A 17,938-nucleotide genomic window follows, 5' to 3' on the forward strand; every position below is an offset into this window, starting at 1 on the left:
TGACAGTGGGCTTAATGAATATGGGGTTGCTTAATCAACGCTAATATAGCGGCTAAATGTTCACGATGCTGCTCACTGATTTCAGTGCTGGCCGAATATCCCTCATTGTGAATAATCATTTCGCCTAAGCCGACCAACCAGTCATAAATATAAAATGCCGTATTATTAGTTGGGGTGAGGGCCAGTTTGGTCAGCCGGTGAGATGCCCCTAAAGGAGATACTGATTTAGGTGGTTGAGCAAAAATCTTATGGCCTCGATTAATTCGACTATCTGGCCGCTGGGCTTCATTGATTTGCAAGAACCCCAGCCATGCAACGAAATCACCTAATACCGTCAGGGCACGAGACACCTGGCGATCAGCTTTAGTATCACGGTGCAAACCAACTTGCTCATTATCGGCCAGTATCTTGACCAATTGCCCGGTGATATCCAATCTGATACTGGCGGTTATTAACTCAGCCACCAGTAGCTCAATGGTAGGTTTGGTGATACCCAAAAGCTCAATGAGCGGGCTGTTATCCGGTAACTGCCGCAGGTGATTGACCCAGTAACGCTGCACATTCGCGGCGTACTCAGCTTCATAATCGCCGCCCGCTGGTGTCGTCGCTGCGGTGGGTTGTTCAGAAGATAAAGGCTGGTCGCTGAATAAATCGATATCAATACCAATACTGAATGGCTCGTTATTCATTGCGGTGGGGGTGGCGAGCTCTACAGCACGGTTTTGCTGCTGCAAATATAAGGCACGCAACTCATCACGCGAGGGTAACAATCGCTCCAATAGCTCGCCATGCAGGCCTGTGCGGGTTTGTAGTGCTTTAAGCAGTGTTTCAGCGATACGGTGTTTTTGTTGCAACTCATTACTGGCAGGTTGAGACCAGCCCGCCAGCACATTGTCTGTCAGATCTCGTTGTATTTCATTAAGTTGCTCGGAAATACGTTCAGCCTTAATGTCACGGCGAATTTCTTGTGTCAGATAAGCCACCATTCGCTCAATGCCACGAGTATCTAATGCCAACATAGTGCCCCAACTGTCACCGGGGTTACCAACATAGCGCTGTACTGCTTCGTCATGATTCTTCACACCATCTGAAGTAATTCGCTGATCAAAAGGTGTCAACGCCCAGATAAGCCCCGGATTTCGGCGCGAACGCACTTGTGTATTTTCGCCCTGAGACTGTTTAACCCAATAATCGAGTGTTTTGCCCACGGCTTTGACTTCGGCACGGCTGCTGGCTGCATTACATACCAATAACAGGTTTATTTGTTGCTTGTCGGTATAGCGCTCAAGTAGATAGGCGTTCTTGGCATGTGACAACGAAGATGCCAATGGATACGACTGATGCTCAAGCTGAGTTGGGATCTCAAATTCGTCGCTAAAATCGGGGAAATCCAATAAATCAATGGATTCAAATGCATTTTCGACAGCAGACATTGGCAAGGGAATCTGTAACTCAATTGACAGGAGTGTTAATTCCGCAAGTGACAACGTCACTGGGTTGCCAGCATTGTTGTCTTTCAGCGGCAGCACTTGTATATCGGTATCTGCAGGGGTATTGAGGTAGTTAAGCGCAGCGACATTCATGACTCCGTTGGCCGGCAACAGCATATTGTCAACGATCACACTAAGAGGTGCTAGTATTCGCGGTGCGCCACCTAAGTGCTGCAAAGTATAGGAAAAATGGCGATAAGTATCAGTCAGCGGCTTTGACTCCGCCCACAGTAGTGAGAATAAAATAGCCCGGTCATCAATACTTAAATAAGGTGCCAATTCAATGGCGATAGGCCAGAAATGCGAATCCAAACTCCGCTGGCGCACTGCGTCATGGCGAGCTAAATAATCCCAAAGGCTGATGACATCATCACGGGTAACGCCGGCAATGGCTTGCGGCTGCTTGCGCATCACCAACTGCTGCAGATGGTCGGTAATATGCTGTTCATCCGGTGAATGCTTACGGGTTTGTTGTTGATTATCCTGTAAGGACACCTTCGCCACAATTTTAGCAACATCCACTTCATTGAGCAGAGACAGTTGTACCGGATGGCTGTCATGATTAATCGCCGTTTGATGGCTAAAACGGACAACCAGCCCACTGGATTGATAGCCGGGCTTAATTTGCTGCCAAAAGTTGAGTGTTTTTCCCGCGAGAGTGGTTTCCAATTGCCCGTGTTCGTCAGCAATCAATGCAGAAATCAGATGCTGTTTCCCGGCAGAAGATTGCCCTATAAATCCAATACTCATGGGGGTTAACGCCATGTCAGACAGATGGCGTGCTTTATTACGATGGCGACGTAATTTGACCACCAATTGGTCGGCTTCGATATCCAGTCGGAGGGCATGTTGGCGCGTATGGTTAATCCAATCAATCGTCTGATCAATGCCTTGGGTAACCTGTAAAAGCTGGCTATTGAGCTGTCGGCTGGTTAATGATTTCATTTTTTAAATACGCTCCCACTATCAATCCAATAATGGGTTGATGCTGAACCATTGCTGGCTAGTGTGTTTAGCTTGAGACGCAGATGATGCAATGGAACACGGCTGCCATCTTGCAGTACCGCGTCGGCTATCTCAAAACGTTCCGGGCTGCTATTTTTATCAATAACGCTTCTATCAATAACGTTTTTATCCGCTTTAGTCAGTTTCAATCTGACATGCAATGCACTGTCACCGGCGACTTTACGTGCCAGTTCTTGATCCACAATCGACAAAGTATAGAGGGGAGATGCCGGCCAACGATCATTATCAAGCTGGCGGAATCCAAGGCACAATGTCCCTCTTACTTGAAAACGAGTGTCGGATGGCAGAGTGAAATCAGTGCTGTCCAGGTCGATATCACGATAATAAACATTTTCATCTGTCAGTGTTTCGCTGCTGTCCAACATCCCCAGATAACGAATGGTCGAATAAGGCTGAAAATCACCGGCTTTAAAATAAAAACCGGCCAGCCGTAGATCAAGTGACAGCAAACACAGCATGGCACCCACAGCGGCGGTAGATTTAGGATTATCAATCCGCCCTTGTTTATTAAATGGATACCAATCGCTGGTATGGTATCCATCCAAAGAAAGAATACGGTTATTTGGCAGCGGTTGTAGATGGCGAAATAATGCCTGAATCCCAGGGAAGCGCGAAGGGCGGCCAGTTAATAACAGCACATCGCAACTATAGAGCGATACAACCTCGGACAACGAGCGCAGGTTTTGCGTAATACTCATCCGGTTAGATAAAAACTCGCCGTGTAATTTACTTAATTTCAATACCAGCGGCACCTGCAAAATATCAAATTCTCCCGCGTCGGCTGATAGCTCGCGCTGGATTTCACTGTTGATATATTCCAATACTTTCGAGGTGGGGCGCTGGGATAATAACTCACCGAAACTGGCGTCTATTTCTGCGTTAATATCCAGTGGGTCAAAGCTTTCATAGGCTTCAAGAATTGCCCGTCCTACTGGCATAAATATCTGCAACGTAGCTTGCTGACGCAATGCCGATTGCCCATCCATCCGGCCATCATTGCCGAATAACTTATCCATCAGAACATCAGTATTGGCAACGACCGCTTTCTTAAGTCGGGCCTGAAGAGCGGGTAAAATATAAAGCTGGATAACATCTAATAAAATATCGTCGCCCGCGACTTTAAACCCTTCGCGAAATAGCAGACGAGGGCTAATTTTGACATTATTCCCCATGCCATCATCCAGCCAATATTGGGTGATGGCCAAGTCTGTCGTGCCGCCGCCAATATCAATTGACGCGATGCGTAAGGTTTTTCCGGCGGTTTCTCCGGCATCAAGTTGCTTATCGGGCCGCGCCATACTGGCAAAAAAAGCAGCAGTACGGCCACCGAAGTTAACTTGCGTTTCGTTATACAGATACACCATCTGGCCACAGGTGGCCTCATCCCACTCCATCTGGACCGAAGGCACCGGAACCTGACATTTAGCGCGGTCTTGTTCGGACACAAAATTATCATCTGCCGGATGCCAACCCATTGATTTCCAAACCAGAGCAATAGCCTCATTCATCCGCCGGCGGAAAATCTCGCGCTCGGGTTTTGGCATGGCTGAGGGCAAGGTCAGGATAATGGCCCGTAGCTGCCGTGGGGCGTTGGCATGAGTCATTTTCAAGCGCTGGGCGGCACTGTTAATGTGCATCAGCGCCTGCGCTAATAGCTCGGATAACATAAACGTCATCAATGAGCTGCGGCTATAATGCGGCGAGAATACCGGCAGCCGTTCATCCATCGGCATGCTATACAGGGGCTGGCCATCATCATTAACAAGATTAGTCAGCGGCGATGCGGTCGCCAGCGGCTCATGTGTTTGTTCGTTTTGTGTTTCATTAAATCGCCAACCTGGGGTATAGGTTTCTTCATCCCACAGATAACGGCGTGGGCTGGAAATCCCGGTAGACCCTTCAGTACCCAAACGGTGTAATGCCATGCGGCTGGCTTCGCTGCCAACACGAGTTATTGACGGCCAGATAAAAGCATCATCACGGCCGCTTTCTACGGAAAAATTCTGCTTGCCGAATTTCGCTTGCGCGAACTCAACTCGGCTTTCAAATAATTCGTTATAGAGATGGTGAGGTTCACTCAAATCGCGAATTTGCAATTCATAGGTTTGTTTAAGACCATGACTTTCATCGGCACTGTCTTCCACCAAAATACCGCAGGTGTGTGAGTTACCGACATCCAAAATAAGATCAACGCTAACCGCTGGTTCTTGCAACGTGCTGGTATTTATTTTTATTTCAGGCACACCCACTTGGCTGCCCAGTAATTCCAGCAAGTTAAGGTAGTGAGCTTGGTATTCGAATTCGCGCAACGATGCACTAATATGACGAGCTGTTCGTTCTTCCTGCGCGGAAGCTTGTTGAATAAAGACTTCCCGCAACCAACCATCGACCCAAGTTAAGTCAAGAAACTCGGCTAATTCTTCATTGTGGTAAGCCAATGCGAAACTTAATCCGGTTTTGATGTCGTTTTCATTGGGGGCCAGATATTCATTGGCATGACCTTCAGCATAAACTTTGGTGTCAAAGGCCATCGTGACCCGCAATGTATTACCATCTTGGTCTGGGCTATCCAAAACTAAAATTTGTACTCTGGCCCAATTATCCGGCCCATTAACAAATGAGCGCGGCGGATTAAAGCGCAAAAAAGGCAGCGGTAACCAAATTTTATTCAGAAGTTTTAGTGATTGCTCCACTGGAAAACTAAATTCCGGTTTAACAATCTCTGGGGCAGCACCGGGTACTAATAGCGAATATTTACCATTATTTTCATGATAATTGAGGCGCAGTAATGGGCCATTGGCACTTTTACGCACAAATTTATTCGGTAGTTCGCCATCTAATTCAGGTTTTAATGCGAAGTCCAAAAACTGGATGCCACTATTCTGAATCAGTGTGATTTTCTGTTTATAGTCAGTGATCGTTGCCAGCATAATATTATTTAGTCTCACGCTTCATCGTCATTGGAAGTGTTGTATTGGCATCGTAACGGCCTTTGCAATCAGCAATACCGGTAACGCCTTGCTTACAGACGATCTCAGGCATTTGATATTTTGAACCATCACTACACTGCGCTCTATAACGGCTGTTAATCACCAAATTGCCCGATTTCATTAGCCCGGCGGTAATATTTGCTTGGCAGGTGACGTTGTCACCGTGAGTGATTTTTACGGTGCCTTTGCCATTTTTAATCTGATACTTCAGACTCGGCGCTTTACCTGTCTGGGCGGCTTTAATATCAGGGCTAACGCGCCAATTGCCATTAAGGAATGCGGTTGAGCCAACTTTTACGGCATCCGACGGGAGTATTAGCGCACTCTTGATTTGTGCTGCCGTGAGCTCCGCAACAGGTTCGGTGACGACGGGGGCCGGGGGAATGATAGTGGCGTTATCCAACGGAAGTTGTGGCTCAATCGCGGGCTGAATAACCTTGGTGACCGGGCGATTGACCACCGGAGCGGCTTGTTGCACTTGGGGGGCTTGCTCTGGCTCGGCTTTCTCTTCAGCTACCACCGCCGGTTTAAGCGCTGGAGCCGCCGAAGCAGTTTCTGGCATTCCGCCACTGAATTGGACGATTAAGGCGATGATTAATGCCAAAACCGGCAATATCCAGCTTAATCGCCACCATCGGGCATTTTTCTTTTCTGTTGTGGCTGGCGGTGTTGATTCTGCGGCGGGTGCTGGGAGTATTGCAGCGGCAATATCGGCTTGTGGCACCGGCTCGGCGGTTGCGGCCACCGGCGGTATTACAGGTGCCGATGACGTTATGGGTGCCGAGGGCGCAGCACTCAGGGGGGTGAAAGCCGGTTCGATTGCTTCAGCCGTTTGTCGTAAACAATCAAGGGGGTCAGTCCGGGTTTTCTGATCCTGACCAACAAATCCCCAGAAAGTCAGTACCGGTTTGCCTGCCACTAAGTAAACATGATTTGGGTCGGGAAATTGCAGGGTTTTGGCCAGCAACACACCCAATAGCCGCTGGGCGGCGTTATCAGATTTTTGCGCGCGCTGGCATAACTCATTGGCACTGGATAAACAGGCCGCCAGTTGCTTGATGGCGGATTTTCGCTCAGTGGTACTGGCCGCAATCCATGAAGTCACTTTCCCTTCAATCGGGGCATACCAGTCAATACGATCGCCTTGCTCATTGAGCTGAGGAATAGCCAAGCAATCAGCAATAGGTTGCTGTTTTTTAAGGCGTAACGCCTCTCTAATCTGAAGTGCGGAAGCATAAACGGGCTGCCCGTTCTCACCCAACGCCAGAATATCGTCCAAACTACCACTGCGTAAAAATGATTTCGCCACGCAAAAGAGACCTTTTCAAAGCAGAAAATAAAGTTTTATCTGCGACAGCGACTATTTTAGTGCCGTAGAGAGGGAATCAAACGCGGGAATAAGTGCCAAAATGGTACGTTATTTATGAGAAGTGACACAGTGAACAGATTAACGCGCATATTTCTATTTCTATCTGTATTTATTGAGTAAGCTGAACACCGCCTGACACGTATTGAAAGGAGATACCTTGAATCAATCACAAGCTACAACTCATCTCTCGGCCGTTGAGGCGATAGAAAAACTGGAAACGTTATACGAAGCGGCGCTCGCAGCATTGCGTGATGCTATCAGTGCCTATATTCGTGATGGCGCTTTGCCGGATGTTGGTGACAGGGCGAAAGGTTTATTTTCGTATCCCCAACTGAGTGTCAGTTGGGATGGCCGATTCCGTGACCATCAGCGCACTCGAGCTTACGGGCGTTTCTCGCGCACCGGCCAATACAGCACCACCATAACCCGGCCCGCATTATTTAGAGAATATCTCACCGAGCAACTGACATTGCTTGAAACTGAGTATGGTGCAGTGTTCGAAGTGACACCGTCACAACAAGAAATGCCATATCCTTTTGTTATCGATGGCTCTGACCTTATTCTTGACCGGTCAATGACCGCAGGGCTGGCCCAGCATTTCCCGACCACTGATCTGGCCAAAATCGGTGATGGCATTACGGATGGTATTGATATTGCCGGTGCCGATTTCCCGCTATCGCATTTTGATGCACTGCGAACTGATTTTTCGCTAGCCCGGCTCAAACACTACACCGGCACTCCGGCTGAGCATATTCAGCCCTATATTCTGTTTACCAATTACAGCCGCTATGTAGATGAGTTTGTCAGTTGGGCTTGCGAGCAGATTCTCGACCCCTCCAGCCCTTACAAAGCCTTATCCTGCGCCGGTGGCAGCTTTATCACCGCGGAAAATGCAGATCCCGAGAAGACCACCTCTGACCTGGCGTGGAAAAAATACCAAATGCCGGCTTATCATTTAATCGCCGAAAGCGGGCACGGTATTACGCTGGTGAATATTGGGGTCGGCCCATCCAATGCCAAAACTATTTGCGACCATCTGGCGGTGCTGCGGCCACACGCGTGGCTGATGATAGGGCATTGTGGCGGTTTGCGCGAAAGTCAGGCCATTGGCGATTACGTTCTGGCGCATGCTTATTTGCGTGATGACCATGTGTTGGATGCGGTGTTGCCACCGGATATCCCGATCCCGAGCATTGCCGAAGTCCAACGCGCGTTATATGACGCAACCAAAGCCGTGAGTGGAATGCCGGGTGTTGAAGTTAAACAGCGGCTGCGTACCGGAACCGTGGTCACGTCCGACGACCGCAACTGGGAATTGCGTTTCTCCGCCTCGGCCCTGCGTTTTAGCCTAAGTCGGGCGGTAGCGGTTGATATGGAAAGTGCCACCATTGCGGCGCAAGGTTATCGATTCAGAGTGCCTTACGGCACATTACTTTGTGTCTCAGACAAACCGCTGCATGGCGAAATAAAATTACCGGGGCAAGCAAACCATTTCTATGAGGGCGCTATTTCCGAACATTTGCAGATTGGTATTCGGGCAATAGATTTACTGCGCGCAGAAGGTGACCAACTGCATTCTCGTAAATTACGAACCTTTAACGAGCCGCCGTTCCGTTAATATCCCGTGCAATAACGGGCAAAGTATCCGGCGATTTAGTGGGGCTGGGAAACCAGCCTATCTCCGAACGCCGGTGCCAATACTGATACTGGATATGCCGCTCGAACCGCCACTCACCCCGACGTGGCCGGTATTGGCACAGGCCACCAGTAATAGCGTTAGCATCACGAGGGTTAACTTTTTCATTTGATGCCCTTATTAGGTCAATATAAACAGCTTTGTGTCATAACATTCAGTATATAGCTTCAGTATATAACTAAAGCCGCTAGAGGCCGACTGTTCTGTCATGCGCGACAGCTGAATAGGTCGCCTTGGTGACAATATACAGCGCAAATGTATAGCCGCAGTGAGCTTATTCAACCTGATTGGTGACAGTATCTGTTTAATAATCAGATCAATAGTTTCGCCCCCAATCATGAGAACCGCTTATGCACTTTACTCAAGCCATTGCCAGACTTCCTGCTGATACCTGTGGTCGCGGCCAGACAACCTCCCAACTGGGCGCGCCGGACATTGCTATCACCGGCCAACAATTTTTGGCTTATGTGGATACATTGCTGCATCTGGGCCTGAAAGTGACCATTTTACCCGCCGCACCTGCTTATCCTGATGCGCATTTTGTCGAAGATACCGCGGTGGTGATGCCGGAGTTGGCGGTGATAACTCACCCCGGCGCACCCAGCCGGCAGGGCGAAGTGGACACCATTGAGCCGCTGTTTACCGACCGCCCGGTTTTCCGCATGAGTCACCACGGACACCTTGATGGTGGTGATGTGTTATTGGTGGATAAGCAGTTTTTCATCGGGCTGACGTCGCGTACCGATGAGGCGGGCATTAGCGAATTCAGTGCTGCGGTAGGGCGCTATGGCTATAAAGTGACCGCGATTGAAGTGAGTGCCGGGTTACACCTGAAATCGATTGTCAATTACGTGGGCCGCAATACCTTATTGCTGACAGAAGATTATCAGCACCATCCCGCCTTTGCAGACTTTAACACTATTGTGATTCCAGAAGCGGAGTCATACGCCGGAAACACCTTATGGATCAATGACACGCTGATTACCCCGCGAGGATATCCTTATACGTTGGCACAAATTGAAAAGCTGGGGATGCCAATTGTGCAGCTTGATACCAGCGAATTTAAAAAAATGGATGGCGGTTTAACCTGCCTCTCACTTCGTTTTTAACGACTTGCCGTTTTATGGCTTGCCAACATCGGGATCTTAATAATGAAAAAGACATTAGCTGCATTATTGACTGGCTTGATACTTTCCGCTCCCGTAGCGGCTCAGACGATAGAAACTATCAGTTTTGGTGTGGACGGCGGCTATCCACCGTTTGACGTTCTTGCTCCTAGCGGCGAGATAACGGGCTTTGATATTGATATCGCGAATGCATTATGTGCCAACCTGCATGCCAAATGTGTTTTCGTCAAACAGCCCTTTGAAAGCATGATTGCCGCCCTAAATGCACGTAAATTTGATGCCATTATTGCGTCACTGAGCATTACTGATGAACGCAAAAAAGAAGTCGATTTCACTGATCGCTACTACCGCAGTGCCGCACAATTAGTGGCGCGCAAAGGTAGCCCGCTGTCACCAGATGTCGCCAGTTTGAAAGGTAAAACCGTCGGTGTTCAGACCGGTTCTATTCATGAAACTTATGCGAAAAAACATTGGGGTGGGCAGGGGGTGAAAATTGTCTCTTACGCCAACCAAGACAATGTGTATTTGGACCTGATGTCCGGGCGTATCAATGCCTCATTACAGGATAACATTCAGGCCGCCAGCAGCTTTATTGATACCCCGCGCGGGCAGAAATTTGCTTTTGCCGGCCCGGTCATTCAAGACGAGACTATCTCCTCTGATGTCGGTATCGCTGTCGGCAAAGATAACCCGGCATTGCGTGATGCCCTTAATGGGGCGATTAAAGCGATTCGCGCGGACGGCACCTATGATGCTATCCAGAAAAAATATTTTAGTTTTGATATTTACGGCAATTGATTTCTTGCGGTTATTGTTGCCACAACCGGGCGCTGGCTGACACGCCCGGTTGCCGTTTGTCAGCATCGGGAGGCCGATAATGGTTGCAGACTATTTGCCGTTACTGGCACAAGGGGCGGGGTTATCACTGTGTGTGATGCTGCTTTCACTGGCCGTGGCGCTCGCGCTCGGGCTTATCAATGCGGTTATCAAACTGTTTGGCCCGCGCTGGTTACGTTGGGTATCGACGGGCTACACCACATTGGTGCGCGGCATTCCTGAATTAGTCATTATGCTACTGCTGTTTTTTGGTGGCGAAATGCTGGTCAATGGTTTTCTCAGCTTACTGGGGCTGGGGCCGGTGCGTTTCAATACCTTTGTCTCTGGCGTGCTGGCTATTGGCATCGTGTTTGGCGCGTATTACACCGAAACCTTCCGTGGGGCATTTCAAACTGTGGATCGCGGTCAGTTAGAGGCGGCGGTGGCATACGGTATGCGCCCTGGTCAAGTGTTTCGCCGTATTATGCTGCCGCAAATGCTTAGCTTTGCCATTCCTGGTATCAATAACAACTGGCTCGGCTTGATGAAAGCTTCAGCACTGATATCCATTCTCGGGCTGGAAGATATGGTGTGGTTGGCTGAGCAGGCGGGGCGAGCGACGCAAAAACCTTTTTTGTTCTACTTCTTAGTGGCAATGATTTATATGGTCATTACCGCGCTGTCCAGTTGGGGTTTTAGCCTGTTGGCGCGGCGCTATGCGCTGTCAACCTCTACTGCGGCGAGGGCGCGCTAATGAATCTGCAAACCATACTGGAAGCCATGCCGACATTTTTGTACAGCGACGGCTCTGATACCACCGGTTTAGCCATGACAGCCAAGTTATTTTTACTGTCCGTGGTGCCCGGGTTATTACTGGCGTTATTGATGGCCATCGGGCAAGCATTTGGCCCACGACCGCTCGCCTGGTTGATTCGCAGTGTGACTTATTTCTTTCGTAGCACGCCGCTCTATCTGCAATTAATGCTGATTTATTATGGTCTTTCGCAGTTTGATATCGTGCAGATGGGATGGCAGGACGACCAACCGTTTTGGCTGCTGTTCCGTGACGCCACTTTCTGCGCTACATTGGCTTTGGTACTCAATACCAGTGCTTATGTCGCGGAGTTATTGGCCGGCATGATGATAACTTTCCCCCGCCAAGAGTGGGTGGCGGGCGAGGCGTTCGGTATGAGTCAATGGCAAATCATTCGCCGTTTGGTACTGCCGGCGACACTGCGCCGTGGCATTCCGGCGCTGAATAATGAAATGGTGTTCTTGCTGCATGCGACCTCCCTCGCCAGTACGGTCACCCTGTTAGATATCACTGGCGTGGCGCGGGCTTTTTATGCGGCTACTTATTCGCCGTTTATCCCATTCCTGATGGCGGCCGCACTTTACTTGCTGTGTACCTTCGTGTTGATTTTTTTGTTTTCGCGCGCAGAGCGGCGTTGGTTGGCCTTTGCCCGCCACGATTGATGTCAGGTGGGCAAGGCCAGTGTCAGGCGCGTTTGATAGCCTGTAATTCCGTGATGGTCACGATTTTATCAACACGGAATTTTTTACTGGTCAGCCAAGTGTCGGCCAGTAACCGGTAGTGTTCCATATTGCGGCACCCAATGCGCACCAGAAAATCAAAGCTACCGCCGACCAGCCAGCAATCCAGCACTTCTGGCGTTTTACGCACTTCTTGCTCGAAGGCCGCTTGAGAATGGCCGTGGTCAGCCAGGGCAATTTGCGCTTGAATCACGAAAGCATGCTCGGGTTCGGGCAACTCAATAATGGCGCTGTAACCCCGAATGATACCGGCGCGCTCCAGCAGCCGAACGCGCTCCAAACAGGGGCGGGCGGTCAAATTGACCTGCTCAGACAGCTTCTGATAAGAGATGCGGCCATCCTGACTCAGGATTTCCAGGATTTTTTTGTCAATTCGGTCAAGCCGAGGTTTCTTTTCCACAGATAGGACGTCCAATGAAAATCAATAATCATAAGTTACCTGAACATGCCCTGGGTGGGCAGCGTCAATTAACCAGTTTTCATTTCGGCCAACCGGGTGTGGGCGAGAAAATTTACCTACAGGCTGGCCTACATGCCGATGAACGACCCGGTATGTTGGTATTACATTATCTTAAAAGATTACTGAGCCAGGCGGAACGGCGCGGAGAAATTCAGAGTGAAATAATTATTGTGCCAATAGCTAACCCTGTCGGTATTGCACAAGTGCTACTTAACAGTGGAATAGGCCGCTTTGATTTGGTCAGTGGGCGCAATTTTAATCGTGATTTCCCCGATTTGGCCCACTGTGTCCAGCGGCGGTTAGGGCCGTTGGCATTCAGTGATGAACAGGATGCGCGACAAAAAATACGCCGAGCTATGGTCGATGCATTACAAGAGTTACCCGCCCTGAGTGAAGTTGATGCAGTGCGCCAACATTTACTTATGCTGGCGTGTGATGCCGATCTGGTGCTGGACTTGCATTGCGATGACAACGCCATTTTGCATTTGTATGCTGATCCTGCCTGGCGAGAATCAGTGGAAGTTCTCGCGCGTTTTTTGCATATCGACACCGTGCTGCTATCACAAGACAGCGGCGGAGGTTCTTTTGATGAAGCCTGTGGTCTACCCTGGCATCGGCTGGCGGCGCACTACCCGAACCTTGCGCCAGCCTGTCTGGCCGTGACCGTTGAATTACGCGGGCAGCAGGATGTCAGTCACTCACTGGCCAGTGCTGATGCCGAACGTATTTATCAGTATCTGCAATATCGCGGGGCCATTCTCGGCCAGCGCGCGGATATTCCGCAGCGAGACGTTATTATGCTGCCTTTTGCCGCAGGTGAAATCGTCAATGCCCCGGCCAGCGGGCTGTTACTGCTATTACGCCAACCGGGCGACTGGGTGGCGAAAGATGAAATGGTGGCGGAAATCATTGATCCCATTACAGATACCGTGCAAGCGGTCCGGGCAAAAGCCGGTGGAATAATCTATGCCAGCCGGCGCGCACCTTTTGTCACCTTGGGCGCTGAAATCATGAAAATTGCCGGGAAAACCCCCTACGCAGGCGGTGGGGGGCTGGCATCTTAACTTACAGACTCAGTTCGCGCAGCAGCGCAAAAGCATGCTGGGTGTAATCTTCACTGACGACAAACGCCCGTAACTGGCTTTCGCTGTCTCTGCCGTGCGCCTTTATACCTTGCGGTGTCAGGCTTATTTCCCAGTGCAAATCATGGCGATGGGTTTCACCCGCGAAATATATGGGTAAGTCCGGCGTTTTGACTTTGACCAGCATCGCAGGGAGGTTAAGGCCGTCGGCCCCGCCCAATAAGTTTTTCGCCAATGTCATGGCGCTGACCAAAATGGGCTGCAAGAAAGGCAGCACTTTTCCCTCAATCTCCGCACAGTCACCAATGGCAAAGATGTGCGGGTCAGTGGTTTGTAACTGGTTATTCACTTTAATACCCCGTCCGATATCAAGGCCGGCGGCTTGCGCAATAGCCGTTTCCGGTTTCAATCCCATCGCCGCAATAACGGCATCAACAACATAATGGTGACCAGAGCAAAGTGTCACGCGTAACTTATCAGCGACCTTTTCGACACTGTCCAAGCCATTATTGAAGGCGAGGGTGATGCCCATCTGACTGAAACGGGACTGCAAGCGGCTGCTTATCTCTACGGGCAGGACGGAGGCCAGCAGGCTATGTGCTTTATCGACCAAAATCACCTGTTTACCTGCGCGATGTAAATCCATCGCCAGCTCCGTGCCGATTAACCCGCCGCCTAATACCAAAATGCGCCGTGCTTTTTGCAAGGTTTCCTGATGTTGGCGGTACTCATTTTGGCTGTTAAATGGGCATATCAGCGTGTTATTCGCAATCGGTGGCAACATGGCGGCCGCCCCCATGGCCAATACCAACTTATGATATTGAAAAACCTGATTACCGCACAAAATCTGCTTATCCTGCCGATGAATGGCAGTCACGCGAGTATCGGTATGTAAAGTCAGATTATTTTCCCGCGCAAACTGTTCGGCTGGCTGTCGGGTCAGGTCATCAGCACTTTGCTGGCGACTGAAAACATGGCTTAAATCTGGTTTGTTATAATCCGCACCACTGTCAGCGGCTATCATAGTAATTGACACCTGCGAGTCGAGTTTGCGGATGTTCTTGACCACCTGACGGGCAGCAAACCCGGAGCCAACAATCACAATATTCTCTACCATGATATTCTCCATTAAAGTGGGTCGAATACGGATTTACCCAGCCCACATTCCGGGCAGAGGAAGAAGTCCGGCACCGCATCCCAGCAAGTTCCTGGTTTGATATCTTGAAGCGGCTCCCCCAGTGCAGGGTCATAAATCCACTGGCAAACACTGCATTGCATTGATATACCCAATTCAACTGGCGCGGCGCGGCTATCTTCAGGGGTGATTAATGGGGTTTCAGCCTCTGGTGGCGCAGGGCAATCCAATGGGTGTAAGGCCCATTCGCGCGCAATTTTACGCCCGTGCTCGCGGCACTCCTCCAATCCATCACTGTCCGGCCGCCATTTCATTTTTAATGAAAGGGAAATATCAAAACCCGCGTCCATCAGTCGGGTTTGAATTCGGTCAACCGCGCCCCCAGTCCAACCAAAACTGCCGAACGCTGCGGCTTTTTTATGACGAAATCGCAACCCGGCCAGTTCTTCCAGCATGCCAGCAATTTTGGGCATCATCACATTGTTCATGGTGGAGGAACCGACAAGAACACCTTTCGAACGGAATACTTGAGTCAATATTTCATTCTTATCGTGGCGAGCAATATTGTAGATTTTCACCGCCACGCCGGGGTCGGTTTCATGAATACCTTGGGCAATAGCATCAGCCATCATTCGGGTGTTGTTTGACATGGTGTCATAGAAAATTGTGATGCGGTCTTCCTGATAATCTGCTGCCCATGCCAGATATTGCGCCACAATTTGGGTCGGATTATCGCGCCAAACCACGCCATGGGAGGTAGCAATCATTGACACCGGCAGGTTGAATCCAAGGATTTCATTGATCTTGGGTGTGACTAAGCGGCTGAAGGGCGTCAGAATATTGGCGTAGTAGCGGGCGCATTGCTCATACAGCTCAATCTGATCCACTTCATCATTAAACAAGTGCTCGTCACAATAATGCTGACCAAAAGCATCGTTACTGAAAAGCACCGCATCGCCAGTGATGTAAGTCATCATGCTGTCAGGCCAGTGCAGCATTGGCGTTTCAACAAAAATCAGTTGCTTGCCGTTGCCGATATCTAATGTGTCACCGGTTTTCACCGTGATGAAATTCCATTCAGGGTGGTGATGATGCCCATTAATAGAATCAATCGCGTTGGTGGTGCAATAAATCGGGATATGGGGGATGCGCGCCATTAATTCGGTTAAAGCACCCGCATGGTCTTCTTCTGCATGGTTAATAATAATGTAGTCGAGCGCATCCAGGTCTATCTCCCGTGCTAGATTGGCAACGAAATCTCGGCCAAATTTCTGATCAACAGTATCAATCAGCACGTTTTTCCCTTCGCAGATCAAATAGCTGTTGTAGCTAGTGCCTTTCAGGGTTTTATACTCTGTCCCATGAAAATCACGGACTTCCCAATCACGCTGCCCAACCCATTTAATATTATTCTTAACCTGAATAGCCATGAACCGTTCCTTACTAAAATGAATGAATTACCTCACTGTAGCTAGCAAAGGTCATGCCAGAAATTATCTAATTGATTTTATTATATTAAATTTTATAATTTGTCATTATGACACTATTAGCATATTGTCATAATGACTAACAACTATGTCGGAATGACAAAGCATGAATTTATCCATTCAGTCGCTCGCGAAGATAGCCATTGAATTGCAAAGCGGTTTATCTGGCCAAGACCGTTTTCAGAAATTGATCAGCAGCTTACGTCAATTATTACAATGTGATGCCTCGGCACTGCTGCGCTATGAACATCAATTATTTCGTCCACTCGCGATTGATGGATTATCACCCGATGTGCTGGGAAGGCGTTTTTCGCTGTCATCTCACCCTCGGCTTGAAGCAATTGCCCGCGCGGGTAATGTGGTGCGTTTCCCGACCGATAGCCACCTCCCGGACCCTTACGATGGACTGATCCCCGGCCATGATGAACTTAAAGTCCACGCCTGCATTGGCTTACCTTTATTTGCTGATCAAGAACTTATCGGCGCTTTGACTTTCGACAGTCTCAATCCGGCCCAATTTGATCGATTTAGTGATGAAGAACTTAAACTGATTGGAGTCTTGGCCTCATCGGCGCTCAATAATGCGCTGTTAGTGGATGTTTTAGAGAAACAGGCGGTGCCGACGGTGAACGCCATCAACATCCAAAAACAGACAACCCAGCATGCGGAAGAGGAGATGATTGGCTTATCGCCGTTGATAGTGCAACTTAAGCATGAAATCGGGGTAGTTGCCGACTCCGAGCTAAATGTGCTTATCACCGGAGAAACGGGGGTAGGGAAAGAGCTGGTTGCCAAGGCAATTCACCATTTATCCCCCAGAGCCAGCAAGGCACTTATCTATTTAAACTGCGCGGCATTGCCTGAAAATGTGGCTGAGAGTGAGTTATTTGGCCATGTTAAAGGGGCATTTACCGGCGCGATACATGACAGAACCGGTAAGTTTGAAATTGCGGATAATGGAACCCTTTTTCTGGACGAAATTGGCGAACTTTCTTTGGTACTTCAGGCCAAATTGCTGCGTGTTATCCAATATGGTGACCTGCAAAGAGTCGGTGATGACAGCACTAAACGGGTCAATGTGCGCATTATTGCCGCCACTAACTGTGACCTGAAGCAAGCCGTTATTGAAGGGCGTTTTCGTGTTGATTTATTCCACCGACTCAGTGTATTCCCACTGCATGTTCCGCCACTGAGAGAAAGAAAAGGGGATATCGTCCTACTGGCGGGATTTTTTACCGAGCGGATAAGAAAGAAATTAGGAATCAAGCAATTAAGCATTCCTTCAGAGACATTAGCGATGCTTGAAAATTACCGCTGGCCGGGGAATGTTCGTGAATTGGAGCATGCTATTTATCGTGCTGCGGTATTAGCCCGCGCGTCGCAATACTCGTCGGAGTCATACTTTTTGCATCCTGAGGTATTTAATATTGCCGCCGCTGCACTGCCGAGCCTTTCACGGGAAATCCTCAGCGAAAATCAGAATCTGCCCCGGCAAAACCTACAATCCGCGACCCGTGATTTTCAGCGGCAATTAATTACTAACGTGCTAAAAGAAAATGATATGAATTGGTCGGCCTGCGCCCGCGCACTTGAACTTGATACCGGTAACCTTCATCGACTTGCCAAGCGCTTGGGAATAAAGCCATAAAGGGCCGTGTTGACCCGATGACCACTTTATGAATTTAAATGCCCCCAACCCAATAAAA

14 protein-coding genes are annotated in these 17,938 nt (G+C 49.3%); 7 read left to right on the forward strand and 7 right to left on the reverse strand.

Going from position 1 to position 17,938, the window contains the following annotated elements:
• Positions 1-11 precede the first annotated feature (11 nt).
• Genes F0T03_RS10625 through F0T03_RS10635 form a run of 3 tightly spaced genes read right to left on the reverse strand, consistent with a single transcriptional unit; the run spans position 12 to position 6,815 of the window.
• Entirely contained in the window at positions 12-2,435 is a 2,424-nt protein-coding gene (locus F0T03_RS10625) for a putative virulence factor (protein ID WP_159678265.1), read from the reverse strand.
• On the reverse strand, positions 2,432-5,446 hold the full coding sequence (locus F0T03_RS10630) for a virulence factor SrfB (protein WP_159678267.1): 3,015 nt from the start codon (positions 5,444-5,446) through the stop codon (positions 2,432-2,434). The genes F0T03_RS10625 and F0T03_RS10630 overlap by 4 nt, the downstream gene beginning before the upstream one ends.
• Before the next feature lie 4 nt (positions 5,447-5,450).
• On the reverse strand, positions 5,451-6,815 hold the full coding sequence (locus tag F0T03_RS10635) for an SrfA family protein (protein ID WP_162526935.1): 1,365 nt from the start codon (positions 6,813-6,815) through the stop codon (positions 5,451-5,453).
• A 217-nt stretch (positions 6,816-7,032) separates the two neighbouring features.
• On the opposite strand from F0T03_RS10635, the gene F0T03_RS10640 reads away from it, so the two are divergent.
• Entirely contained in the window at positions 7,033-8,493 is a 1,461-nt protein-coding gene (locus tag F0T03_RS10640) for an AMP nucleosidase (protein WP_145553472.1), read from the forward strand.
• Positions 8,494-8,550: 57 nt separating this feature from the next.
• On the opposite strand, the gene F0T03_RS21785 is transcribed toward F0T03_RS10640, so the two are convergent.
• Positions 8,551-8,679: a hypothetical protein gene (locus F0T03_RS21785; protein ID WP_259275165.1), complete on the reverse strand. Its 129-nt coding sequence runs from the start codon at positions 8,677-8,679 to the stop codon at positions 8,551-8,553.
• Between the two features lie 242 nt (positions 8,680-8,921).
• Between F0T03_RS21785 and F0T03_RS10645 the strand changes: the two genes are divergently transcribed.
• The 4 genes from F0T03_RS10645 to F0T03_RS10660 all read left to right on the forward strand — a co-directional run bounded on the left by F0T03_RS10645 (position 8,922) and on the right by F0T03_RS10660 (position 11,990).
• Positions 8,922-9,680, forward strand: coding sequence for a dimethylarginine dimethylaminohydrolase family protein (locus tag F0T03_RS10645; RefSeq protein WP_145553470.1), 759 nt, complete (start codon positions 8,922-8,924; stop codon positions 9,678-9,680).
• A gap of 42 nt (positions 9,681-9,722) precedes the next feature.
• A complete protein-coding gene (locus tag F0T03_RS10650; RefSeq protein WP_145553468.1) occupies positions 9,723-10,496 on the forward strand; it encodes an ABC transporter substrate-binding protein in 774 nt (257 codons plus the stop codon).
• A gap of 79 nt (positions 10,497-10,575) precedes the next feature.
• A complete protein-coding gene (locus tag F0T03_RS10655) occupies positions 10,576-11,268 on the forward strand; it encodes an ABC transporter permease (protein ID WP_159678269.1) in 693 nt (230 codons plus the stop codon).
• Positions 11,268-11,990: an ABC transporter permease gene (locus tag F0T03_RS10660; protein WP_145553464.1), complete on the forward strand. Its 723-nt coding sequence runs from the start codon at positions 11,268-11,270 to the stop codon at positions 11,988-11,990. Before F0T03_RS10655 ends, F0T03_RS10660 begins: the two co-directional genes overlap by 1 nt.
• A gap of 22 nt (positions 11,991-12,012) precedes the next feature.
• Here F0T03_RS10660 and F0T03_RS10665 read toward each other — a convergent pair whose 3' ends face one another.
• Entirely contained in the window at positions 12,013-12,468 is a 456-nt protein-coding gene (locus F0T03_RS10665; protein WP_005165550.1) for an Lrp/AsnC family transcriptional regulator, read from the reverse strand.
• Positions 12,469-12,482: 14 nt separating this feature from the next.
• Here F0T03_RS10665 and F0T03_RS10670 point away from each other — a divergent pair, with 14 nt between their 5' ends.
• Entirely contained in the window at positions 12,483-13,592 is a 1,110-nt protein-coding gene (locus F0T03_RS10670; protein ID WP_159678271.1) for a succinylglutamate desuccinylase/aspartoacylase family protein, read from the forward strand.
• Position 13,593: 1 nt separating this feature from the next.
• On the opposite strand, the gene norW is transcribed toward F0T03_RS10670, so the two are convergent.
• Together norW and norV are read right to left on the reverse strand one after the other, a co-directional pair.
• On the reverse strand, positions 13,594-14,727 hold the full coding sequence (norW, locus tag F0T03_RS10675) for an NADH:flavorubredoxin reductase NorW (RefSeq protein ID WP_159678273.1): 1,134 nt from the start codon (positions 14,725-14,727) through the stop codon (positions 13,594-13,596).
• Between the two features lie 11 nt (positions 14,728-14,738).
• A complete protein-coding gene (gene norV / locus F0T03_RS10680; protein WP_159678275.1) occupies positions 14,739-16,175 on the reverse strand; it encodes an anaerobic nitric oxide reductase flavorubredoxin in 1,437 nt (478 codons plus the stop codon).
• A 163-nt stretch (positions 16,176-16,338) separates the two neighbouring features.
• Here norV and norR point away from each other — a divergent pair, with 163 nt between their 5' ends.
• Entirely contained in the window at positions 16,339-17,880 is a 1,542-nt protein-coding gene (gene norR, locus F0T03_RS10685; protein WP_145553455.1) for a nitric oxide reductase transcriptional regulator NorR, read from the forward strand.
• Positions 17,881-17,938 lie beyond the last annotated feature (58 nt).

This window comes from Yersinia canariae, from assembly GCF_009831415.1.
GTDB lineage: Bacteria > Pseudomonadota > Gammaproteobacteria > Enterobacterales > Enterobacteriaceae > Yersinia > Yersinia canariae.